Below are 22,847 nucleotides of genomic sequence, written 5' to 3' on the forward strand. Positions count from 1 at the left end.
GTACGACTCGCTCCTTCAACTGGGGAGGGTGTTTTGTTTGTCGTAAGAAACTATGTGACCATGGGCGGGACCGTCGCGTGCGCCTTGGCCATTGGCTATTTGATGCAATACGGTCCGGCCGCGCAAAAAAATGCGATGTCAGGCCAGGATGAGGTGATTGTCGCCTCGAATGCGGCTGTCGATCTGACCGGTATCAAGCGCGTTGTGTTGACGGCCTCGACCTCAGCAGCAAACACCAGCTTTTCTGAATCTGGCACCTCTGAAAACACCAGCCGTTTTCAACCCAGGGTCGCTCAGAAATGCGCCCTGAGTGCCCGGGCCAAACCAGCTCCTGACGCCACCGCAACGCTTTCCATCAAAGCTCCATGCCACGAAAACGCGACCCTCGAAATTCACCACAATGGTCTGATCTTCAATACCGTAACCAACGAAGAAGGGGCAGCACGCCTGACAGTGCCGGTGATGGCTGAATACGCGATTTTTCTGATCTCGATGGGTGAGGATGGTGGAACCGTCGCAACCACCCATGTTCCCGAGGTTCGAAATTTCGATCGCGTCGCGCTGCAATGGACGGGCGATACCGCTTTGCAGCTTCACGCTTTGGAGTTCGGCGCCAGCTATGGCCAACCCGGCCATGTGTGGGCCAATCCAGAAGCAAGCGGTGCAGGCTCGATTGTTGGTTTGGGGCTGCGCGGATTGTCTGAATCACGAAATGTCGAGGTCTATTCCTTCCCGAAAAGCTCTACCTCTAGCGGTACCATCGAACTAAGCATCGAGGCCGAGATCACCGCGTCCAATTGCGACAGCGAACTGGCCGTACAGTCGCTGGAATTGCGTGATGCGCTGCTGACCACCCGTGACCTGTCGCTGACACTTCCGGACTGTTCGCAGGCCGGACAGTTTCTAGTGTTGAATAATCTGCTGCAAGATCTGACAATCGCCGCAAAATAAATCGCAGGCGGGTATCAAACTTTCATGACCTTTTTCCGTATGGCGGCGGCCGCGCTGATCTGGCTGTCCAATTCGGTGATCGTGCAGGCTCAGGACATCACCCTGACATCCCATGATGGCAAGGTCGAAGTCACCGGCAACCTGCTGTCCTATGACGGCGAATTCTACCGGGTCGCCACCCAGTTCGGAGAGCTGACTGTAGACGGCTCGGGCGTGACATGTGAGGGGCTGGCCTGCCCCAACCTGATCGACTTTGTGGCCGAAGTTCGGTTTTCAGGCTCGTCAGTCATGGCGGAAACCGTGTTGCCCGCCCTGATAAAGGGGTTCGCAGATCAAGAAGGGATGACCGCGACCCGTACCCAGCTGGATGACTCAACACTTCAGTTCGAGCTGTCAAAGCCAGATCGTAACGCCCCGATGGCACGGTTCAGTTTTCGCACTGGCACAACTGATGATGGCTTCGCCGATCTAATCGCGGACGAGACCGATGTGGTGCTGGCCCTGCGCGCCGTGCGCGACGCCGAAAACGAAGCCGCGCGCGCGGCTGGACTGGGTGATCTGACCCAAACGCGCCGCTCTCGTATCGTTGCACTGGACGCGATGGTGCCGGTTGTTGCCGATGAAAACCCTTTCCGCCAGATCTCATTGGTTGACCTGGCCCGCATCCTGTCGGGCGAAGTACAGAACTGGCTCGATCTGGGCGGACCGGATGCGCCAATTGCGCTGCACGTGCCGGGTGCCGGTACGGGGTTGCGCCAGGTGATCGAAGACCAGCTTCTGAGCCCGGCAAAGCTGCAATTGACCGAAGCAACCATACCCCATGATCAAAATGCTGACCTGATCCGCGCCGTGGCCCGTGACCCGTTTGCCATCGGTATCACCAGCCAGGCCGGAACCGGCGAGACACGCGCGCTGCCCCTTGCAGGTGGGTGCGGTCATGCGCTGGCCGCCACCCGGCAATCGATCAAGACCGAGGACTACCCTCTGACGTCACCCATGTTCCTGTACCTGCCCGCACGCCGCCTGCCCCGCATCGCGCGACAGTTTCTGGCCTTCTCGCAAAGCCCCGCCGCCCAGGACGTGATCCGGCAAGCGGGTTATGTGGATCAGGCACCCGAGATGCTTGGGGTTAGCGCACAGGGGGATCGCCTGGCCAATGCCATCGCCGCCGGCGGGGCCGAGGTGGGACTGGAAGAGTTACAACGCATGATCGCCGTCATGCGCCCCTCCGACCGCCTGTCCCTGTCCTTCCGGTTCGAGCCTGGGTCTTCGCGACCTGACGCACAATCGCGGGCCAATATCCTGCAATTGGCGCAGGCGCTGGAGGCCGGAACATTTGAAGGCCGTCAGCTGACCTTTGTCGGGTTCAGCGACGGCAGCGGCGCCGCGTCGGCCAACGCCCGAATCGCGCAACTGCGCGCGCGCACCGTCCGCAACGCAGTGCTTGCCGCCGTTGAAACCGAAATCCCCGAAACGGTCGAACTGCTTGTCGATGGGTTCGGAGAAGCGATGCCCATGGCCTGCGACGACAGCGAATGGGGCCGCAAGGTCAACCGACGGGTCGAAATCTGGGTGCAATAGTCCCCTGCTTCTTCTTGTCAAAAATACGGTGGGGGTGAATTGGCCCTTGGGCCAAGAGGGGCAAAGCCCCCTAAAGATACCCCTGCGCCCGAAAGCTGAGTTCTGTCGATTTCCCAATGATCAGATGATCATGCAACGTCAGCCCCAGCGCCAGACAGGCATCCTGAATACGGTTGGTCATGTCGATATCCGATTGCGACGGCGTCGGATCGCCAGAGGGGTGATTATGCACCAGGATCAGGGCCGAGGCGTTCAACTCCAGCGCACGTTTCGCCACCTCGCGTGGATAGACCGGCACGTGATCCACCGTACCTTTGGCCTGTTCCTCATCTGCAATCAGAACGTTCTTGCGGTCCAGATAAAACACCCGGAATTGCTCGGTCTCACGATGGGCCATTGTGGTGTGGCAATAATCCAGCAGCGCATCCCAGCCCGAGATCACATGCCGCTGCATCACGCGCGCGCGGGCCATGCGATGCGCGCAGGCCTCAAGGATTTTCAGATCGGTGATCACGGAATCCCCGAGACCCTTGATCTGACGTAGTCGCTCTTCGGGCGCGGTCAGCACCCGGTTGAAATCTCCAAACGCATCCAACAAAGCCCGCGCCAAAGGCTTCACATCCTGCCGCGGGATCGAGCGGAATAGCACCAGTTCCAGCAACTCATAATCCGGGATCGCAGCCGAGCCACCCGCCATGAACCGTTCGCGCAGCCGCTTGCGGTGATCTTTGATGTAGGAGGGTAACCGGCCACCGGGCAGCGGCTGCGCCGGCGCTTCGTCTGTGTCAAACAACATGGGGGCTTCGGCGAATGCATCCTGTGTCATACCCCGACACTGGCTCAGAATCGGTTTCCGAAACGTTAACGCGTCTCACCCGCCATCCGCGCCGTGGCGCGTCGGATAACCATATGCAGAAGGATGGAAAACACGCCCAGTGTCAGCATGGCTGCAAACATCAGATCGGTCTTGGCCCGGCCATTGGCCAGCAACATCAGATACCCCAACCCTTTCGAGGACCCGACCCATTCGCCAATCACCGCCCCAATCGGCGCATAAACAGCGGCCAGACGCAAACCCGAAGCCAGCGACGGCAAGGCCGCCGGAATACGGATATGCCACAGCACCGAGCGTTTGCTGGCCTGCATCGTGCGCGCCAGATCCAGATACCCCGGAGGCGTCCGCATCAGACCGTCAAAAAAGGACGAAGTGATCGGGAAATAGATGATCAAAACCGCCATGGCGACCTTCGACCACAGGCCATAGCCCAGCCAAAGTGTCAGCAACGGTGCCAGTGCAAAAACGGGCAGCGCCTGAGTAAAGACCAACATCGGTTGCACCAGCACACGTGCGGCACGTGAATTGGCCAGTTGCAAGGCCGTGATCACACCCAAAAGCGTGCCACAGGCTAAACCGATGATCACCTCAATAGCCGTAATCCAGGTATGTTCCGCAATCAGCCACCGATTCTGCCACCAGGTTTCGGCAACCACGCCGGGCCCGGGCAGGATGAACTTTGGCAACCCGGTCACCCAGACAATACCTTGCCACAAGGCAAGCGCAAAGACGGTCGCGGCAAGGGCAGACAGGTACTTCACGCCACCCCCTCCCGCAGCAGACGCAGCAGGGCGCCTTGGGTTTCGAGCGTTTCCAGATCGTCCACATGGCGTGGCGCGGGCGCTTTGGGAGGCGCGCAATGTGTCAGGCCCTGTTGCGTCATTACGCTGATCGACTGACCCAAACGCGCAGCCTCGGCCGGGTCATGCGTGACCAGCAACACGGTCCGGCCCTGCAACGCCTCGGCTGCCAGATCCTGCATATCCGCGCGGGTCCGGGCATCGAGCGCTGAAAACGGCTCATCCAGCAAAACAAAGGGGCGGTCTTCCATCAAGGTCCGGGCCAGCGCCACGCGTTGCCGTTGCCCACCAGACAGTTCCGCCGGTTTCTTGGCCATATGATCCTGCAACCGCATCCGCTCGATCAACCGATCGCGGCGATCCAGGTCGACCTTTTCGCCCCTCAGTCGCGCGCCCAAAGACACGTTCTGCGCCACTGTCGCCCAAGGCAGCAACAGGTCGTCCTGCGCCATATAGGCCACGCGATCGGCCACCGGTTTCCCATCACTTGCAGTGATCTGGCCTTGGAATGCTGCCCCGGTTTCAAGCCCGGCGATCAGGCGCAGAACAGTGGTTTTGCCAACACCCGATCCGCCCAGCAAACAGGTCCATGCCCCGGACGCAAGCGTCAGGGTCAGCGGCGCAAACAACGTCGCGCCGTCAATGGTGGCTGTACCGCTGATTGTCAGATCGGGCGCTTGTGTCACGGGTTCAGGCCCATCTGCCAGAAGTTCACCTCCAGTTCGGTCGCGGTACGGAAGGTCTGGCACAAGCGGTCCCAACGGGGTGAGGCGTGGAAATTCGCGCCAAGACGCCGTGTTAGAGCCTGATCCAGCAACTCTCCAACCGCCTGACACGCGCCTTGATACTCGTCACCGGCATAGGCGTTGATCCAATCGGCATAAGTATCAGATGTGGCCTCGGCCTTCAGCCGCGCGCCAATCTCACCATAGCCCATCACGCAAGGTGCAAGCGCCGCTAACAGATCAAGCAGATCACCGCTATATCCCGCCTCAAGCACAAAGCGGGTATAGGCCAGATTCTCGGCGCGCTCAGCGGTCGAGAACAGCTCCTCCTGCGATATACCCGCAGCCTCGCAAACACCAATATGCAGCTGCATCTCTTCGGTGATCAGAGCGTTCACTGTGCCCACAGCCGCCAACATCTCGGAATGCGTTTCCGACTTGACGACCGCCAGCGCCCAGGCGCGCGAGAAATGGATCAGGAACACATAGTCCTGACGCAAATAGTGCAGGAACGCCGCGCGCGGCAGCGTTCCATCTTTCAGACCTTCGACAAAAGCGTGATGGGTATATTCCCGCCACGGCCCCGGTACGGCGTCGCGCATCAAGGCAAAGGCCTTGCCATATCCGCTCATTGCGCGGTCACGTCGATGGCAATGTCGCTGACAGGATTCAGGCTGTCGATCATGCCGCTGTCTTTCAGGAATTGCTCGAACCGGGCATAGCGACCGGCGTCGAACCCTGCCGGACGCAAAGCAAACCGGGGCAGAGTATCCACCCAGGCGCGTGCGTTCAGTTCATCCTGCAATTCGGGCGAGGTTGCTGCAAAGATCTCCCAGCTTTTTTCGGGGTTGTTGACGATGTATTGCGTCGCTTTCTCGGTCGCGGCCAGGAAACGCGCGATCATGTCTGCATCCATCGTGTCGGGATTGGCCACATAGATCAGTTCGTCATAAGACGGGATGCCTTCTTCTTCGATATAGAAACACCGACCCGCGACACCTTCGATATCCATCTGGTTCAGCTCAAAGTTCCGAAACGCACCGATTACTGCATCCACCTGATTGGTCATCAGGGACGGGGACAGCGAAAAGTTGACGTTGATCAACTCGATCTCATCCAACCCGATATCATGCTGGCTAAGCAAAGTGGTCAGGATCGCCTCTTCCACGCCCGCAACCGAAAACCCGATCTTTTTGCCGCGCAGGTCCGCCAGCGATTTGATCGGCCCGTCTTCCAACACCAGCAAACAGTTCAGCGGTGTCGCGACCAGAGTGCCCACGCGTTTCAGCGGCAGGCCTTCATGGATCTGCAAGTGCAATTGCGGCTGATAGGATACCGCCAGATCGGCCTGCCCCGCGGCCACCAGACGCGGCGGAGCCGACGGGTCGGCGGGCGGCACGATCTCGACCTCAAGCCCTTCATCCGCGAAATAGCCGTTTTCCTGCGCCACGATGATGGGGCCATGGTCGGGGTTCACGAACCAGTCCAGCAAAACGGTCATCTTATCCTCAGCCCAGGCTGGCGCGGCGGCGAGCAGGGCAATCGCTGCAATCAGTTTCTTCATATCTCGCGGTTCCTTTTCATTCACGAGGTTGCGGCCGCAACGAGCACAATCTCGCCCGGCCAATCCGGTTGAATTTGTTCAGCAGCACGCCAGGCGCGCAGCCCGGTGGCGCAACAGAGTGCCAGTCTTCTGTCCGTGTTAGGCTCTATTTCATGAAGGTTTTCGGGCAGTACGCGCATTGCGTCGGGATGCGCGGGTATGGGCGCCTCTTCGATACTGCGGAGATCAACGATGTGATCCTGGGCGGTCAACTGCCCGGCTGAGAGAAAGCGGAAACAGCTGTCTGGCTCAGGTGCGGTGTCAAATCTGAATGACGTGCTGCGCAGGGTCCGACCATCAAACTGAACCTTCTGTCCCAGGGGCGATGGATCAATCTGCAGGATCAGGTTCAACGCCATCTGCGCCTGCATCGCACCAATACTGGCCACGACCGGCCCCAAAACGCCCGCTGTCGCGCAGCTGGCGCTGCTGTCCGGCGCGTCCGGGAATAGCGCCCGCAGTGACGGCGCCCCGCCGCAAAACCCGCCCACATAACCGGAAAGCCCAAGAACCGAAGCCGAGATCAGAGGCTTATGCAACGCCAGACACGTATCCGAGAGGACATAGCTGGCGGCATAACTGTCTGCGCAATCCAGCACCACATCCGCCTGCGCCACCAACGCTTGCGCGTTTTCGGCGGTCAAAACCTGCGCAAGATCTGCGACCTCAATGTCACCGTTCAAGGCACGACAACGCGCGGCAGCTGCTTCGGCTTTGGAACGCCCCTGATCGGCCTCAGAAAACAAGGTCTGGCGATGCAGGTTCGACAGATCAACCGTGTCACCATCGACAATGGTGATCCGCCCGACCCCGGCCCCCGCCAGCAAAGGCAAAGCCGGAGCGGCCAATCCACCCGCCCCAACGACCAGAGCATGGGCTGAGCCAAGACGGGCCTGCCCATCCGCCCCAACCTCGGACAACAAAAGCTGGCGGGCATAGCGGCTCATCTTGTCGCCTCGATCCATTGACGCACCCGAGCCTCGGGGTCGGCGTTCAAGGTGATGTCCGTGACAACCGAGACGATATCGGCCCCGGCCTGCAAAACACCCGCGGCACGCTCGACGCTCATCCCACCGATACCCACCAAAGGAATGTCTCCCACTCGGGCCTTCCATTCGGTCACGCGCGGCAGGCCTTGCTGATGCCATTTCATCTTTTTCAGGATGGTCGGGTAAACAGGCCCCAGCGCCACATAGTCGGGATCCATCGCCAGCACGCGCTCCAGCTCATCGTCGTCATGCGTGGAAACGCCCAGTTTTAGACCCGCTTTTCGGATGGCTTCCAGATCTGCATCATCCAGATCTTCCTGCCCCAGATGGATCCAGTCACAGCCGAGGTCAATCGCTATCTGCCAATAGTCATTCACGACAAGGATAGCGCCGTGCTGACGGCAAAGATCACGCGAAAGGGCAATCTGCTCGCGCACCATATCGTCCGGTTGATCCTTGACCCGAAGCTGCACCAGCTTCACGCCAAGCGGTAGCATCCGCCGTAGCCAGTCCGAGTGGTCGAAGATCGGATAGAAACGATCCAGCGTCATGACAGAAACGCCTTTCCGATAACAGGGGTCGAGGCCTCGGCCATATCGCGCGCCTCGATCGGGTCGGCCTGATGGGCCAGTTGTCCGGCCTGGATGGCCTGCATCATGGCTTTGGCCATCAAAACCGGATCGCCCGCGCGCGCTACGGCCGTGTTGAGCAATACGGCGTCATAGCCCAACTCCATAGCCTGCGCCGCGTGGCTGGGCAGGCCGATGCCCGCATCGATCACCAGCGGCACGTCAGGAAACTCCGCCCGCATCGCACGCAGGGCGTATGCGTTGTTTAGACCACGCCCGGACCCAATGGGCGCGCCCCAGGGCATCAACACTTCGCACCCAGCGGCCAATAGACGTTCGCCCACGATCAAATCATCGGTTGTATAGGGAAAGACCTGAAACCCTTCGTCGGTCAGGACGCGCGCGGCCTCAACCAGTTGGAACACATCCGGTTGAAGACTGTCAGTGTGCCCGATCAGCTCCAGCTTGATCCATTTGGTATCAAACACCTCCCGCGCCATCTGCGCGGTGGTCACCGCCTCTTTCACGGTATGACACCCGGCCGTGTTGGGCAGAATCAGGACCCCAAGCTCTTGAATCATCTTCCAAAACGTCTGCCCAGCCCCAGATTCGCGCCGCAATGAAACCGTCGCCACCCCAGCGCCGCTTTCGCAAAAAGCCTGTTCCAAAATCGCAGGGCTGGGATATTGCGCCGTGCCCAGCATCAATGGGTTCGGCAGTTCCGTGCCGTAAAACCTCTTCATCCTCAGCCCCCCTGCATCGGTGCAACAACTTCAACCCTGTCGCCATCAACAAGCTTGAGCGCGATGCGAAGGCTGGAGGGCACGAAGTCTTCATTCACCGCCGTGGCGACACGGCCCGAATATCCGCACTCGTCCAAAAGGTCCGACAGGGTTTCGGCCTGCACCTCGCGCACTTCGCCGTTAAGCACGATCTTCATCGACCATCTCCGAATGTTTGTTCTCAAGCGCCAAGTCCGCCACACCCTGCGCCAGGGCAGGTGCCAGAAGGTATCCGTGTCGATATAGCCCGTTGGCATAGATCCGACCGCCCCGGCGGCGGATGCGCGGTAGGTTGTCAGGGAAGGCGGGACGCAGATCGACACCGATTTCCAGCACCTCCGCCTCACCAAAACCGGGATTCAACGCATAGGCCGCGCTGAGCAATTCCAGCATCGACCGCGCGGTGATCCTGTCACTGTCCTCGGACTCGATCATCGTCGCGCCCAGCATATACACCCCGTCCCCGCGCGGCACGATATAAAGCGGCATGCGCGGATGCAGCAGGCGGACAGGACGGGTGAGTGTTATCTCGGGGCAGCGGATCACCAGCATCTCACCCTTTACGCCACGCAGGTCTGTCAAACTCTCTCGTGCATGCAACCCGCGGCAATCGATAACATTGTCCAACGCCTCGGGCGCGGGCACCTTGTGAAATACGACCCCCTGTTTCTTCAGGGTGTGATAGAGGTCATGCAAGGCGCGGCGCGGATCAAGATGCGCTTCATCCGTAAAGAACAGGCCTTTACCAAAACCATGTAGATCAGGCTCTAATTGGGCGATATCGTCGGTTACAACCTCTTGGAACCCATGCGTGCGGCGCGCGAAACGGCGCAAGTCCGGCAGATCACGAGCATTGGCTACGACCAGCGTACCCAAGCGATCCACCTTGGTGCGTGCAGCCCACCACCCCAGCGCCTGTTGACCCAAGCGCAAGACCGGCTCTTCCGCGTTTTCGAACTCACACCACGGCGCCAACATGCCCCCGGCCCACCAGGAACACCCATGCGGCCCCGGAGGGCCACCGGGGTCAAAAACCTGCACAGTCGCGCCGCGCGCTGCCAGCTCGCTGGCCACCGCCAATCCGGCAACGCCTGCCCCTATGACCGACCAAACTGTCACGCAGACCAAACCTTGTGAAAGTGATGCACGGGTCCATGGCCCTGCCCGATCTTCAGATCATCCGCCGCCCGTATCGCCCCTTGTAGATATACATGCGCCTCGGCCACTGCGACCTCAAGAGCAAGGCCTTTCGCAAGGCCCGCTGCAATCGCCGATGACAGCGTGCATCCGGTGCCATGAGTGTTCTTGGTTGCCTGACGCGGTGCTTTGAACGCACTCAGCGTGCCTGACCCGTCGATCAGCAGATCGTTGCACATGTATCCTGACCCGTGACCGCCCTTCATGAGCACTGCCTTGGCGCCAAGGGCACAGAGCGCGCGACCCTGCGCAGTCATGTCTTCCAACGTGTGCGCCTCTGGCTGATCCAGCAAGCGTGCCGCTTCTGGCAAATTGGGGGTCATAACAGTGGCGCGCGGTAGCAGGGCGTCACGCAGAGTCTGAACGGCCTCGCTCGCCAGAAGGGCATCCCCCGATTTGGCGACCATTACCGGATCCAGTACGATTGGCCCCTCAAAGCCCGAAATCGCCTTGGCCACTGTGTGAATGATATCAGGCGTCGCCAACATACCGATCTTGATTGCGCGCACGTCAAGATCATCCAGAACCGCAGCAATCTGGGCCGAGATTACATCTAGCGGGATGCCATGTACTGCGGTGACGGCTTTGGTGTTCTGCGCGGTCACTGCGGTGATCACGCTGGCTCCGTAAACACCCAACGCAGACATGGCTTTCAGATCCGCTTGAATGCCGGCACCACCGCCGCTGTCCGACCCTGCGATTGTCAGCGCAATAGGCGCCATCCGAATGCTCCATCAATTCTGGGGCAACGGGCTTGGAAAACGTCTGTAGTGTTAAGACCGTTCCCTCCGCCGGTATTGCCCGGATCAGGTTCGATGGGTTGATGCGCCAGCACCTCTCAGCCCCTTGACCAGGGCACCCCAACGGTTGGCGCGGAACATCTCAGGCAAGGCAAAAAGAATCAAGAGGTTTTTGCGAGGCTCTGCCTCGCGCTCAGGGATATTATCAGCCAGATGAAGCGAGGTATCTGCTCGATGTCTTCCGCTAAGATCGGAGCAAATGAACACCATAGTCAAATCAAAGCCATGTAGTGGTATACCACTCTATTTTGTATCTGACAGAGTTATCCACACCAAATCATTGACTCAACGGCAACTTCGGGGAATCATGGGTTGTCTTGAAGGTGCGCCATCGGGGAATCGCTAAACTGCCCGACAGCGCTTTCCTTCAGGCAAACGCAACAGAGGTTGCTTTCGACTGCTTGGACTCTGACACTAGAATCCACTTGTCAGAAACTGTCAAGAGCGGCCTCTTCAAACCGGTAGAACCGGAGAAAGGTCGTTATCATGGCCAAACGAGCACCATGGCATTCAATCAAATCGAATGTTTATCATGACGATACTGAATGCAACACTGGCAACAACATTGAGCGAGAAAACTTGCGTTCCGGTACAGGTGGAAAACCGAAGTGCCAAGAGTGCAAGAGCATCAATAGCCGATAGCCAAAAAGATGGGTAGGCGGCCGTTGTCGCCTACTCAACCTTTCATGCCATCCCAGAAGGATTTGACAGACGAGAAAAAGCTTTTGGATTCCGGGTGGTTGTCTTCACCCAGATCATCGAACTCTCGCAGCAGTTCTTTTTGACGACTGGTCAGGTTCACCGGCGTTTCGACCGCCAACTCGATGAACATGTCACCCGTGCCGCCACCGCGCAGGGCGGGCATACCTTTGCCGCGCAGACGCATTTGGCGACCGGATTGGCTGCCGGCCGGGATCTGGATACGACCGCGCCCGCCATCGATGGTCGGCACCTCAATCGATCCGCCCAGCGCGGCTTTGGCCATGCTGACCGGCACCCGACAATAAAGGTTCACACTGTCGCGTTCGAAGAGCTTATGTTCCGTCACTTCGAGGAAGATATAAAGATCGCCCGGAGGGCCACCGCGCATACCAGCCTCGCCCTCGCCAGCCAGACGAATGCGCGTTCCTGTTTCGACACCTGCCGGAATATTCACCGACAAAGCCCGGTCTTTTTCGACCCGACCCGCACCCTGACAAGATTTGCAGGGGTTCTTGATGATCTGGCCCAGACCGGAACAGGTCGGACAGGTGCGTTCAACCGTGAAAAAGCCCTGTTGCGCACGGACTTTGCCCATGCCCGAACAGGTCGGACAGGTGGTGGGCTCGGCACCGCCTTCAGCACCCGTGCCCTCACAGGCCGAACACGCAACAGCGGTCGGAACATTGATGGTTTTCTGCAGGCCAGCAAAAGCCTCTTCCAGCGTCACGCGCAGGTTATAGCGCAGGTCCGAGCCGCGCGCCGCGCGACGTCCACCGCCGCCGCCACGCTGTCCGCCCATGAAATCGCCGAACAGGTCGTCAAACACATCGGAAAACGCGCTCGAGAAGTCACTCTGGCCGAAACCGCCACCCGGGCGACCGCCGCCGCCCATACCGTTTTCAAACGCGGCATGACCAAAGCGGTCATAAGCCGCCTTTTTCTCGGCATCACGCAGGACGTCATAGGCCTCATTGGCCTCTTTGAACTGCGCCTCGGCGTCGGGATTGTCTTTGTTGCGGTCGGGATGCAATTCCTTGGCCTTCTTGCGAAAGCCTTTCTTGATCTCATCCGCCGAAGCGCCCTTGGACACGCCGAGCACGTCGTAGTAGTCGCGTTTTGACATCAGTATTTCCTTCTGCCTCAACGTAAATGGGCCGGCCCGATGCCCGGACCGGCCCCGATTGGCCCGGTGACCCGTTAGTTACGCTTGTTGTCGTCCAGATCTTCGAACTCGGCATCGACGATATCGTCATCGCCCGGTGCCGCATCTGCTGCCGCAGGTTCGTCCTCGGCCTCTTCCGACTGCGCCTTATAGATCGCTTCACCCAGTTTCATGGCCGCTTCGGTCACGTTCTGGATGCCGGCTTTGATCTTGTCGGCATTGTCTGTTTCCAGCTCATCCTTGAGCGCGGCAACAGCCAGTTCGATCGCTTCGACGGTCGACGGATCGACCTTGTCGCCATGATCCTCGATCGATTTCTCGGTCGCGTGGACAAGGCTTTCGGCCTGGTTCTTGGCTTCGACCAGCTCTTTGCGGGCCTTGTCTGCCTCGGCATTTTCCTCGGCGTCCTTGACCATCTTTTCGATGTCGTCATCCGACAGACCGCCAGAGGCCTGGATCGTGATCTTCTGCTCTTTGCCGGTGCCTTTGTCTTTGGCCGAAACCGAGACAATGCCGTTGGCGTCGATGTCAAAAGTCACCTCGATCTGAGGCATACCGCGCGGTGCGGGCGGGATTTCTTCCAGGTTGAACTGACCCAGGATCTTGTTGTCCGCAGCCATTTCCCGCTCACCCTGGAACACCCGGATGGTTACGGCGTTCTGGTTGTCTTCGGCGGTCGAGAAGACCTGAGACTTTTTAGTCGGGATCGTGGTGTTGCGGTCGATCAAACGGGTGAACACGCCACCCAGTGTCTCGATGCCCAGAGACAGCGGGGTCACGTCCAGCAGAACCACGTCTTTGACGTCACCTTGCAGAACACCGGCCTGAATGGCGGCGCCCATAGCAACAACCTCATCCGGATTCACACCCTTGTGCGGCTCTTTGCCGAAGAATTTGGTGACCTCTTCGATCACTTTCGGCATCCGGGTCATACCACCAACCAGAACAACCTCATCCACGTCTCCAGCCGACAGGCCCGCGTCTTTCAACGCCGCCTGGCAAGGCTTCATCGATTTCTTGATCAGATCCGAGACCAGCGATTCCAGTTTGGCACGGGTCAGTTTCATGACCATGTGCAGCGGCTGACCGTTCGAACCCATCGAGATGAACGGCTGGTTGATTTCAGTCTGCGAGGTCGAGCTGAGCTCGATCTTGGCTTTTTCAGCGGCTTCTTTCAGACGCTGCAAGGCCATCTTGTCCTGGCTCAGGTCAACGCCGTGTTCCTTTTTGAACTCATCCGCCAGATAGTTGACGATGCGCATGTCAAAGTCTTCACCGCCCAGGAAGGTGTCACCATTGGTCGACTTAACTTCGAACAGGCCGTCGTCGATTTCCAGGATGGTCACATCGAAAGTACCGCCACCAAGGTCATAGACAGCGATGGTTTGGGTTTCTTCCTTGTCCAGACCATAGGCCAGAGCAGCCGCTGTCGGTTCGTTGATGATCCGCAGCACTTCCAGACCGGCGATTTTACCGGCGTCTTTGGTGGCCTGACGCTGTGCGTCGTTGAAATAGGCCGGAACGGTGATGACCGCCTGCGTGACTTCCTCACCCAAATAGCTCTCGGCGGTTTCCTTCATCTTGCCCAGAGTGAAGGCCGAGATCTGGCTTGGGGAGTACTTTTCGCCGCGGGCTTCTACCCACGCGTCGCCATTGCCGCCATCAACGATGGAATACGGCACCATCTTCTTGTCTTTTTCGACTTCGGCATCATCCACACGACGACCGATCAAGCGCTTGACGCCAAAGATCGTGTTGTCGGGGTTGGTGACCGCCTGACGTTTTGCAGGCTGACCGACCAGTCGCTCATCTTCGGTGAAGGCGACAATCGAGGGCGTGGTCCGCGCCCCTTCGGCGTTTTCGATGACCTTCGGCTGCGAGCCGTCCATGATCGCAACGCAGGAGTTGGTGGTTCCGAGGTCAATCCCGATTACTTTTCCCATTCTTTCAATCCCTTTCTCTTCAAGGCGATGTCCCGAGGGCCGGACCCATTATGGCATCCTGTCCCCGATCTGATGTGCGCGACAGCACTAAACCATCGCGCGTCTCGGCGTATATAAGGGCGCAAACAGGGGGCTGCAAGCGTTGTAAATCGCTGGTTTTCAGGATTCTGAGCCCTTTTTTGTCAAGGTTTTGGTAAGGATCGGGAAAACCGAATATGACTCAGCTGCTGTTGCGGGGTTTTGACATCCGAAAGGGCTATCTGGATGCGCACGCTCAGACAGCGCTGGTCGAGAGGCTGCGCCCGATTCTTAAGGCCGCGCCTTTGTTCCATCCCACAACGCCTTCCGGCAAACACATGTCGGTTCGCATGACCTCGGCAGGCGCATTGGGATGGGTGTCTGACAAGAGCGGGTACAGATATCAGGATCATCACCCCAAGGGCATGACGTGGCCGTCTATTCCGGACGCTATCCTGAACATTTGGTACGATATCACCAAGGCCGAACGCGCACCGGATTGCTGCCTGATCAACTACTATGGTGAGAACACGCGCATGGGTATGCATCAGGACAAGGATGAGGCCGATTTTTCCTGGCCGGTCCTGTCGATCTCGCTGGGTGACGATGCACTATTTCGGATTGGCAACACGTCGCGCGGCGGAAAGACCGAGTCGATCTGGCTGAGTTCTGGTGATGTCGTTGTGATGGGAGGGCCTGCGCGGCTGACCTATCACGGGATTGACCGGATCCGTTTTGGCTCATCCCGGTTGCTGCCCAAGGGCGGGCGCATCAACCTGACGCTACGCGTGGCGACCTAACGCCTTGCGTCCCAGCTTTTGGATACATGCTGGCGGGTATAGAACTCGGCCAGAAGACCAATGATCAGCAACACAATTCCAACCCAAAGCGCATATTCCCAGCTGGAATTTCGCGGATAGTAGTTTCGGAACACAAAGCCCCGGCACTGGTCGATGGCATGAAACAGCGGGTTCCAAGTGAACAGGCTCAGCATGAAACCGCCCAGCGCGTTGCCAACAAACATCTTGCCCGAGAACAGCATGTTCATACGGCGATAAACTTGGGTGAGAATACTGACTGTCCTTGGAAACCAAGGTGAGAGCGCCAAGAACACCACACCAACCGCACATCCGGTGAACCACGCCAACATCAGCATTGCGAACGCGCCGCCTGGGTTCTGGATATCCACCGGCCCTATAAGAACGACGTAAACAAGCAATATTACCAAAATTGACACAACCTGCGTGTAAAGCTGACCGAACGCAGCCGCCATAAGGACAACCGAAAAGTTCATTGGTGAATGCAGTGTCAGCGGATTGTTGGCCGTGCCAAGCCCGGCGACCGAGCCCACGGCCTTTATATGGGTCATGAACAAAAAGACGCCCGAGAGCAGAAAAAGAATGAAATCACCCCGGATTTTTGCGATCCGCGTACCCAGCAGCGACATGATCAGATAAAAAACGGTCACGATCACCAATATCTGCATAATGTTCATCAACACAGCCAGCACGGCATTGGAATGCTGCGACCGTATGTTTCGTACGATCGCATGAAACACCAATTCCATCGTGGTGAAGGCGCCGCCCAGAAGCGATTGGTTTCGCTCAAACTTGAACACGGGTTTTGGTCATCCTGCTGTTTGGCCAACAATCTGGCACGAAATTCTTGCTGTTCCGTTTCCAGCGCATCATAAGTCCGTCAGGATTTTGGATCAACAAACCCCGTGAACGGAGCAATTTGTGACTTACGACGCGCTAATTCCTGTCATCAGACGTCTGGCTTTGGAAGCTGGCGACACGATTATGAAGATTTATGATGCGGATGATTTCGACGTCAAAGTCAAATCCGATGCCAGCCCCGTGACCGAGGCGGATGAGGCTGCCGATGCCCTGATCTCGGCCGGCTTACGCGCTGCCTTCCCTGATATTCTACTGGTCACCGAAGAACAGGCTGCCTCGCATTCCGAAAAGGGCGACACATTCCTGATCGTCGATCCCCTGGACGGCACCAAAGAGTTCATCAACCGACGCGGTGATTTTACCGTTAATATCGCGCTGGTAGAAAACGGTGTACCGACGCGCGGCGTGGTTTATGCGCCTGCGAAAGGTCGAATGTTCTATACGCAGCCCGATGGTCAGGCGGTCGAAGAGACCGGTTCTCTGGACAAAGATGCTCCTGGCCCAGTCACCGCGATATCAGTGTCTAAACCGGATAATTCTTCCCTGATGATCGTCGCATCCAAATCGCACCGCGATCAGGCGACCGAAGACTACATCAACAAATATCAGGTCAAAGACAGCAAAAGTGCAGGCTCGTCCCTGAAATTCTGTCTGGTGGCGACAGGTGAGGCTGATCTTTATCCCCGCGTCGGTCGCACGATGGAGTGGGACACGGCTGCCGGTCATGCCGTTTTGGCAGGCGCCGGGGGCCAAGTTGTGCGCTTTGACGACCATACGCCGCTGAAATATGGCAAGGACGGCTATGCAAACCCGTTCTTTATTGCCTACGCTCCGGGTGTTGACCTGAAAGAGGCTTGATGTCTGTCCTGATTGCCATCCCTGCACGCTATGCCTCGACCCGGTATCCGGGCAAACCTTTGGTGCCACTGACCGGTGCAAGCGGCGTGTCGATGACGCTGATCGAACGCTCATGGCGCGCCGCCTGTTCGGTATCGGGCGTGGACCGGGTGGTAGTGGCCACCGACGATGACCGCATTCGCGAGGTCTCGGAAGCGTTCGGGGCCGAGGTTGTGATGACGTCCGAAACCTGCGCCAACGGCACCGAACGCTGCGCCGAGACCCATGTGGCCTTGGGTGGCGGATACGATATTGTCGTCAACCTGCAAGGCGACGCGCCGCTGACGCCCCATTGGTTCATCGAAGATCTGGTCAAAGGTTTGAATGCCGCGCCCGAGGCGGAAATCGCCACCCCGGTCCTGCGCTGTGACGGAGACGCGTTGAACGGGCTGTTGAATGACCGCAAGCACGGGCGCGTCGGCGGCACCACCGCAGTATTCGGCACCGATCACAGCGCGCTTTATTTCTCGAAAGAGGTGATCCCGTTCACCTCAGACACCTATGCGGGTACCGACAAAACACCCGTATTCCACCATGTTGGGGTCTATGCATACCGCCCCGATGCATTGGCCGCCTATCCCGGCTGGCCCACCGGCCCGTTGGAAACCCTGGAAGGGCTGGAACAGCTGCGATTCATGGAAAACGGGCGCAAGGTCTTGTGTGTCGAGGTTGAGGCCAAAGGCCGCCAGTTCTGGGAATTGAACAACCCGCAAGACGTGGCCAAGATCGAAGAGATGATGGCCACGATGGGGTTGGAATGACGCATATCCTTGTCACCGGTGGTGCGGGCTTTATCGGCTCGCACGCATGCAAGGCGCTGGCGCAGGCGGGCTATATGCCCGTCACCTATGACAACCTCAGCACCGGCTGGCAAGATGCGGTCAAATTCGGGCCCTTTGAACAGGGCGACCTGCGCGACAGGGCGCGGTTGGATGAGGTGTTTGCCAAATATCAGCCCCAGGCCGTGATGCATTTTGCAGCCCTCAGCCAGGTGGGCGAGGCGATGTCCGAGCCCGGGCGCTACTGGGCCAACAACGTCATGGGCTCGTTGACGCTGATCGAAGCCGCTGTGGCCGCCGATTGCCTGAACTTCGTGTTTTCATCGACCTGCGCCACCTATGGCGATCAGGATAATGTGGTTCTGGACGAAAACAGCGCGCAATATCCCTTGAACGCCTATGGTGCCTCGAAGCGCGCGATTGAGGATATTCTGCGCGATTTCGGCGCCTCGCACGGGCTGAACCATGTGATCTTTCGCTATTTCAACGTGGCCGGCGCCGACCCTGACGGCGAGGTGGGCGAGTTTCACCGCCCCGAGACGCACCTGATCCCGCTGATGTTGGATGCGATTGATGGCAAACGCGACGCGTTGACCGTGTTTGGCACCGATTATGACACGCCGGATGGCACGTGCATCCGGGATTATGTGCATGTCTGCGATCTGGTGGACGCCCATGTGTTGGGGCTGGAATGGCTGAAATCCGGCAAGGGCTCTCGCGTGTTCAACCTTGGCACGGGTTCGGGGTTTTCGGTGATGGAGGTGATCGAGAAATCGCGGACAGTGACCAACCGCGCCGTGCCCCATTCTATTGGAAACCGCCGCGCAGGCGATTGCACCCGGCTTGTATCCGGCTCTGACCGGGCAAGGGATGAGCTGGGGTGGAACGCAAAAAGATCAACGTTAGAGACGATGATCGCAGATGCCTGGCGCTGGCATCAGAACGGATCCTACGAAAAATGAGCGGCACGTGACGGCGGCGGGCTGGATGCAGCTTTATCGGCTGCGCCTGCGGCGCAAACGCTTGCTCTGGCGGTCCTTTCGCAGTCGTCACGCGCTGACGAAACTGTCCAACCGCACCCGTCTGATCGCGCCGGACGCCATTTTGGCCTTTACCACCCTGCGCAACGAAATCACCCGTCTGCCCTGGTTTCTGCACCACTACCGACGCTTGGGGGTCGATCATTTCCTGATGGTCGACAACCAAAGCGACGATGGCACCGCAGAATTCCTGATAGAACAGCCTGACGTATCCTTGTGGCAAACCCCGGCAAGCTATCGCACGGCGCGGTTTGGTGTCGATTGGCTAACCTGGCTCCAGATGCGTTTTGCGCAGGACCATTGGGCCCTGACTGTGGATGCAGACGAATTGCTGACCTATGCCGGATCCGATAAGCATCCGCTGACCGATCTGACAAAGCTTTTGCAGTCCCGGGGCCAGAACGCCTTTGGCACATTGATGTTGGATCTTTACCCCAAAGGGCCGCTGGGGCAGCAGAGATATGATCCCGGCACCGATCCGACAGAAGTTCTGAACTGGTTTGACGCGGGCCCGTACCGCGCGCAAAGGCAAGAACCATTGGGCAATCTGTGGGTTCAAGGTGGTGTGCGGGAACGGGCCTTCTTTACCGACAAGCCAGAGCGATCGCCGACCCTGAACAAGATCCCGCTGATCCGGTGGCACCGTCATTATGCTTATGTAAATTCGACACATTCCGCCCTGCCGCGCGATTTGAACTTTGCCTATGATGGGCCTGCCGGCAAAGCTGCTTCTGGTGTGTTGCTGCACACCAAGTTTCTGCCGGAAGTCGTTGCAAAATCCAGCATCGAAAAGGCGCGACGGCAGCATTTCCACGACCCCGATCAATTTGCCCCCTACTATGACGGGATCAGCGACGCGCCCGATCTTTGGACCGGTCAGTCGACGCGGTTTGAAGGCGGCGCGCAGCTGCAAAACCTTGGTCTGATGTCCGAAATCGACTGGTCACTGCCCGCGGGGACGTAAACCGGTTTTAAACCCGTTGCCTCATAGGCTTGAAAAATGGCATAACACGGCAATTGCCCGGGTACTTTCAGGCCGTATCCAACATTGGGCATGCTCGCGTTTCAGAAAAGGTGGGGCAGTCGCGTGAGCCTTTTGGACTCCTATCGCATGAGATTGCGGCGCAAGCGCCGTTTGATCCGGTGTGTGCGCAAGCGACGTGAACTCAAACCCCTCCGCAATGCGACCAAGTCGATCCGCCCCGATGACATCCTCCTGGTCTGTGTCGTGCGGAACGAAAAAATCCGGCTGCCGTATTTTCTGGACTATTACCGGCGGTTGGGTGTCGATCACTTTCTGTTTGTCGACAATGACAGCACAGACGGAACCGCCGAGTTTCTGACCAGTCAGTCTGACGTTTCAACCTGGAGCACGACCGCCAGCTATCGCAAATCCACCTATGGGATCGATTGGTCGAACTATCTGCTGCGGAAATATGCGCATGGCCATTGGGTTCTGACGGTCGACCCGGATGAGTTCTTTGTCTATCCCTTCTGCGACAGCCGCCCGATCCGCGCCCTGACAGATTGGCTGCAAGGCACTGGTGTGCGCAGTTTTGGGACGATGCTGATCGACATGTACCCAAAAGGCCGGATCGAGGATGTACCCTATCGCGAGGGGCAAGATCCGTTTGAGATCGCCCAGTGGTTCGATTCTGGCAACTACATGATCACGCGGAACCCCACTTACGGCAATCTCTGGATTCAGGGCGGGGCGCGGGCGCGTGTGTTTTTTCAGGACACCCCAAAGAAAGCGCCGGCGCTGAACAAGATCCCGCTGGTCAAATGGAACCGACGCTATGCCTATGTCAGTTCAACCCACTCGCTTTTGCCACGCGGGTTGAACCAGGTCTACGAAGAGGCAGGTGGTGAAAAAACCTGTGGGGTTTTGTTGCACGCCAAGCTGATTGACACGTTGGGTGCCAAAGCAAAGGAAGAGGTTGCACGCGGCGAACATTATCGCGGGTCCGGTGAATATCAGGCCTATGCCGATCAGCTCGACGCGCAGCCGGTATTCTGGAATGACTGGTCCGAGAAATATCTGAACTGGCGTCAGCTTGAGATTTTGGGGCTGATGTCGAAAGGAAACTGGGCATGAACAGCCTTGGCGTCGTAATGCTTGTGCATGCGGATCTGGATCGCGCAGAACAGATCGCGCGGCATTGGACCGCCTCGGGCTGCCCTGTTGTGATCCATGTGGACCGCAAAGTTCAAAACGATGTCTATTCAGCCTTTGCTACCGCCTGTGCCAACGATCCTCTGATCCGGTTTTCCAAGCGCCATATCTGCGAATGGGGAGGCTGGGGCATCGTCGCGGCTTCTCAAAGTGCAGCAGAACAATTGTTGTACAGTTTCCCGAATGTGCGGCACGTGTTCCTGTCATCGGGCGCCTGCTTGCCCTTGCGTCCGATCCCCGAGTTGATCGACTATCTGGCTGAACGCCCCCGCGTCGATTTCATCGAAAGCGCGACGACTGCGGACGTGACCTGGACGATCGGTGGGCTGGATCTGGAACGGTTTACGCTGCGCTTCCCGTTTTCCTGGCGCAAGCAGCGCAAACTCTTCGATTTTTATGTCAGGGTACAACGCTCATTGGGTGTGCGGCGCAAGATCCCCGAAGGGTTGGTGCCGCATATGGGTAGCCAATGGTGGTGCCTGACCCGGCAAACCCTGTCTGCGATCCTGCAAGACCCAAAGCGCAAAAGCTATGACAACTATTTCCGCCGCGTTTGGATCCCGGATGAAAGCTATTTTCAGACCCTGACACGGCTCTATTCAACGCATATCGAAAGCCGATCCCTGACGCTTTCGAAGTTTGACTATCAGGGGCGTCCACATGTGTTTTATGACGATCACCTGCAATTGCTGCGACGATCTGATTGTTTTGTGGCCCGCAAGATCTGGCCTCGGGCCGAGCGGCTGTATCAGGCCTTTCTGACCGATCAGGCCAGCGCCATCAAACCGGCTGAACCAAACCCCGGCAAAATTGATCGGCTATTTGCCAAAGCGGTCGACAGGCGCACCAAAGGCCGCGAGGGGCTTTATATGCAAGGTCGTTTCCCGCGACATCGAAAAGGCAGCGCGCTGACCGCATTTCCATATTCGGTCTTTCAGGGCTTTGCAGAATTGTTTGAAGATTTCGAACCTTGGTTGGCAAATACTACAAGCGCCTGCGTCCACGGGCATCTGTTCGATCCAACCGGCGCCAAGTTTGCAAGTAACGAAGCAACGACAACAGGAGGGCTCAGCTCCTGTGCTAAGCTACGTGACTACAACCCCGAGGCGTTCTTATCGAACCTCATCTGGAACACGCGCGGCGAACGACAGTGTTTTCAGTTTGGCCCATTTGATACGCAAAAGATCTGCAGTTTTCTGGCACAGGACAAAAACGCTCAGATATCGGTAATTTCCGGTGCATGGGCATTGCCACTTTTCCGATCAAACTTGAATTTTGCGGATATCCGCGCTCGATCTGCGCGATTACAGCAGATCGAAAGCAAACAGCTACAGGCTTTGGCAACAGCGCGCAGCGGTACAAGGATCCGGATCTGGTCGCTGGCGGAGTTCGTTGAATCTCCGATGGAGTACTTGCAGGTCGTGGTAGAGGATATCGGAATAACCCAACCGAACCACCTTGCCGAAGCGCCAAAAATGGTCGACCTGACAGGGTTTGGTAAGTTCATGAAAAATTTGAAAAATCAGGGCATGCACCCGTATCTGGTTGGCGATTTCCCCGAAGACGACATCTTTGGATCCAGATCCAAAACCTACACAAAACCCTATCTTGTACAGTAG

The 22,847-nt window shown here is 58.0% G+C and carries 23 protein-coding genes and 1 riboswitch; of the genes, 9 read left to right on the forward strand and 14 right to left on the reverse strand.

All coding sequences use genetic code 11. From position 1 onward, the window contains the following. Positions 1-33 precede the first annotated feature (33 nt). Both GOW40_RS11705 and GOW40_RS11710 read left to right on the forward strand, forming a co-directional pair. Positions 34-951 (forward strand): hypothetical protein, encoded by a 918-nt coding sequence (locus GOW40_RS11705; RefSeq protein WP_171132596.1) that lies wholly within the window; start codon positions 34-36, stop codon positions 949-951. Between the two features lie 24 nt (positions 952-975). Continuing rightward, the gene (locus GOW40_RS11710) at positions 976-2,532 is read left to right on the forward strand and encodes a phosphate ABC transporter substrate-binding/OmpA family protein (protein ID WP_171132597.1); all 1,557 of its coding nucleotides are present in this window, start codon (positions 976-978) and stop codon (positions 2,530-2,532) included. 70 nt (positions 2,533-2,602) lie between these two features. Here the strand turns inward: GOW40_RS11710 and radC are convergent, their stop codons facing one another. The 13 genes from radC to dnaK all read right to left on the reverse strand — a co-directional run bounded on the left by radC (position 2,603) and on the right by dnaK (position 14,639). Beyond that, a complete protein-coding gene (gene radC, locus GOW40_RS11715) occupies positions 2,603-3,358 on the reverse strand; it encodes a DNA repair protein RadC (protein ID WP_171132599.1) in 756 nt (251 codons plus the stop codon). 35 nt (positions 3,359-3,393) lie between these two features. After that, a complete protein-coding gene (locus GOW40_RS11720; protein ID WP_171132601.1) occupies positions 3,394-4,128 on the reverse strand; it encodes an ABC transporter permease in 735 nt (244 codons plus the stop codon). Further along, positions 4,125-4,853, reverse strand: a complete 729-nt coding sequence (locus GOW40_RS11725) for an ATP-binding cassette domain-containing protein (protein ID WP_171132740.1) — start codon at positions 4,851-4,853, stop codon at positions 4,125-4,127. The genes GOW40_RS11720 and GOW40_RS11725 overlap by 4 nt, the downstream gene beginning before the upstream one ends. Further along, positions 4,850-5,524, reverse strand: coding sequence for a thiaminase II (tenA, locus tag GOW40_RS11730; RefSeq protein ID WP_171132603.1), 675 nt, complete (start codon positions 5,522-5,524; stop codon positions 4,850-4,852). Before tenA ends, GOW40_RS11725 begins: the two co-directional genes overlap by 4 nt. Then, positions 5,521-6,456 carry an ABC transporter substrate-binding protein gene (locus tag GOW40_RS11735; RefSeq protein WP_171132605.1) on the reverse strand — a complete coding sequence of 312 codons (936 nt, stop codon included), beginning with the start codon at positions 6,454-6,456 and terminating at the stop codon, positions 5,521-5,523. Before GOW40_RS11735 ends, tenA begins: the two co-directional genes overlap by 4 nt. Positions 6,457-6,476: 20 nt before the next feature. Then, positions 6,477-7,442, reverse strand: coding sequence for a ThiF family adenylyltransferase (locus tag GOW40_RS11740; protein WP_171230977.1), 966 nt, complete (start codon positions 7,440-7,442; stop codon positions 6,477-6,479). Beyond that, on the reverse strand, positions 7,439-8,035 hold the full coding sequence (locus GOW40_RS11745; RefSeq protein ID WP_171132610.1) for a thiamine phosphate synthase: 597 nt from the start codon (positions 8,033-8,035) through the stop codon (positions 7,439-7,441). Before GOW40_RS11745 ends, GOW40_RS11740 begins: the two co-directional genes overlap by 4 nt. Then, positions 8,032-8,796 (reverse strand): thiazole synthase, encoded by a 765-nt coding sequence (locus GOW40_RS11750; protein ID WP_171230978.1) that lies wholly within the window; start codon positions 8,794-8,796, stop codon positions 8,032-8,034. Before GOW40_RS11750 ends, GOW40_RS11745 begins: the two co-directional genes overlap by 4 nt. A 2-nt stretch (positions 8,797-8,798) precedes the next feature. Continuing rightward, positions 8,799-8,993: a sulfur carrier protein ThiS gene (gene thiS, locus GOW40_RS11755; protein ID WP_171132614.1), complete on the reverse strand. Its 195-nt coding sequence runs from the start codon at positions 8,991-8,993 to the stop codon at positions 8,799-8,801. Next, the gene (locus GOW40_RS11760; RefSeq protein ID WP_171132616.1) at positions 8,977-9,954 is read right to left on the reverse strand and encodes an FAD-dependent oxidoreductase; all 978 of its coding nucleotides are present in this window, start codon (positions 9,952-9,954) and stop codon (positions 8,977-8,979) included. The genes thiS and GOW40_RS11760 overlap by 17 nt, the downstream gene beginning before the upstream one ends. Then, positions 9,951-10,754, reverse strand: coding sequence for a bifunctional hydroxymethylpyrimidine kinase/phosphomethylpyrimidine kinase (gene thiD / locus GOW40_RS11765; RefSeq protein ID WP_171132618.1), 804 nt, complete (start codon positions 10,752-10,754; stop codon positions 9,951-9,953). Before thiD ends, GOW40_RS11760 begins: the two co-directional genes overlap by 4 nt. Before the next feature lie 44 nt (positions 10,755-10,798). Beyond that, positions 10,799-10,905, reverse strand: a riboswitch (TPP riboswitch). Between the two features lie 603 nt (positions 10,906-11,508). After that, complete coding sequence (dnaJ, locus tag GOW40_RS11770; RefSeq protein ID WP_171132620.1) at positions 11,509-12,657, reverse strand: molecular chaperone DnaJ; 1,149 nt, start codon at positions 12,655-12,657, stop codon at positions 11,509-11,511. Between the two features lie 74 nt (positions 12,658-12,731). Beyond that, a complete protein-coding gene (gene dnaK / locus GOW40_RS11775; protein WP_171132622.1) occupies positions 12,732-14,639 on the reverse strand; it encodes a molecular chaperone DnaK in 1,908 nt (635 codons plus the stop codon). Positions 14,640-14,854: 215 nt separating this feature from the next. Here dnaK and GOW40_RS11780 point away from each other — a divergent pair, with 215 nt between their 5' ends. Then, on the forward strand, positions 14,855-15,457 hold the full coding sequence (locus GOW40_RS11780; RefSeq protein ID WP_171097470.1) for an alpha-ketoglutarate-dependent dioxygenase AlkB: 603 nt from the start codon (positions 14,855-14,857) through the stop codon (positions 15,455-15,457). Here GOW40_RS11780 and GOW40_RS11785 read toward each other — a convergent pair. Next, on the reverse strand, positions 15,454-16,275 hold the full coding sequence (locus GOW40_RS11785; protein ID WP_171132624.1) for an ABC transporter permease: 822 nt from the start codon (positions 16,273-16,275) through the stop codon (positions 15,454-15,456). The genes GOW40_RS11780 and GOW40_RS11785 overlap by 4 nt on opposite strands. Positions 16,276-16,396: 121 nt before the next feature. Between GOW40_RS11785 and cysQ the strand changes: the two genes are divergently transcribed. From cysQ to GOW40_RS11815, 6 genes are all read left to right on the forward strand, one after another. Then, positions 16,397-17,194, forward strand: coding sequence for a 3'(2'),5'-bisphosphate nucleotidase CysQ (cysQ, locus tag GOW40_RS11790; protein WP_171097467.1), 798 nt, complete (start codon positions 16,397-16,399; stop codon positions 17,192-17,194). Then, positions 17,194-17,994: a manno-octulosonate cytidylyltransferase gene (locus GOW40_RS11795; RefSeq protein ID WP_171132628.1), complete on the forward strand. Its 801-nt coding sequence runs from the start codon at positions 17,194-17,196 to the stop codon at positions 17,992-17,994. The genes cysQ and GOW40_RS11795 overlap by 1 nt, the downstream gene beginning before the upstream one ends. Next, a complete protein-coding gene (galE, locus tag GOW40_RS11800; protein WP_171132630.1) occupies positions 17,991-18,974 on the forward strand; it encodes a UDP-glucose 4-epimerase GalE in 984 nt (327 codons plus the stop codon). The genes GOW40_RS11795 and galE overlap by 4 nt, the downstream gene beginning before the upstream one ends. A gap of 25 nt (positions 18,975-18,999) precedes the next feature. After that, entirely contained in the window at positions 19,000-20,016 is a 1,017-nt protein-coding gene (locus GOW40_RS11805) for a glycosyltransferase family 2 protein (RefSeq protein ID WP_171132742.1), read from the forward strand. A 147-nt stretch (positions 20,017-20,163) separates the two neighbouring features. Further along, positions 20,164-21,150 carry a glycosyltransferase family 2 protein gene (locus GOW40_RS11810; RefSeq protein WP_171132744.1) on the forward strand — a complete coding sequence of 329 codons (987 nt, stop codon included), beginning with the start codon at positions 20,164-20,166 and terminating at the stop codon, positions 21,148-21,150. Next, the gene (locus GOW40_RS11815) at positions 21,147-22,847 is read left to right on the forward strand and encodes a beta-1,6-N-acetylglucosaminyltransferase (RefSeq protein WP_171132632.1); all 1,701 of its coding nucleotides are present in this window, start codon (positions 21,147-21,149) and stop codon (positions 22,845-22,847) included. Before GOW40_RS11810 ends, GOW40_RS11815 begins: the two co-directional genes overlap by 4 nt.

The sequence above is a fragment of the Ruegeria sp. HKCCA6707 genome, from assembly GCF_013033515.1.
Taxonomy (GTDB): domain Bacteria; phylum Pseudomonadota; class Alphaproteobacteria; order Rhodobacterales; family Rhodobacteraceae; genus Ruegeria.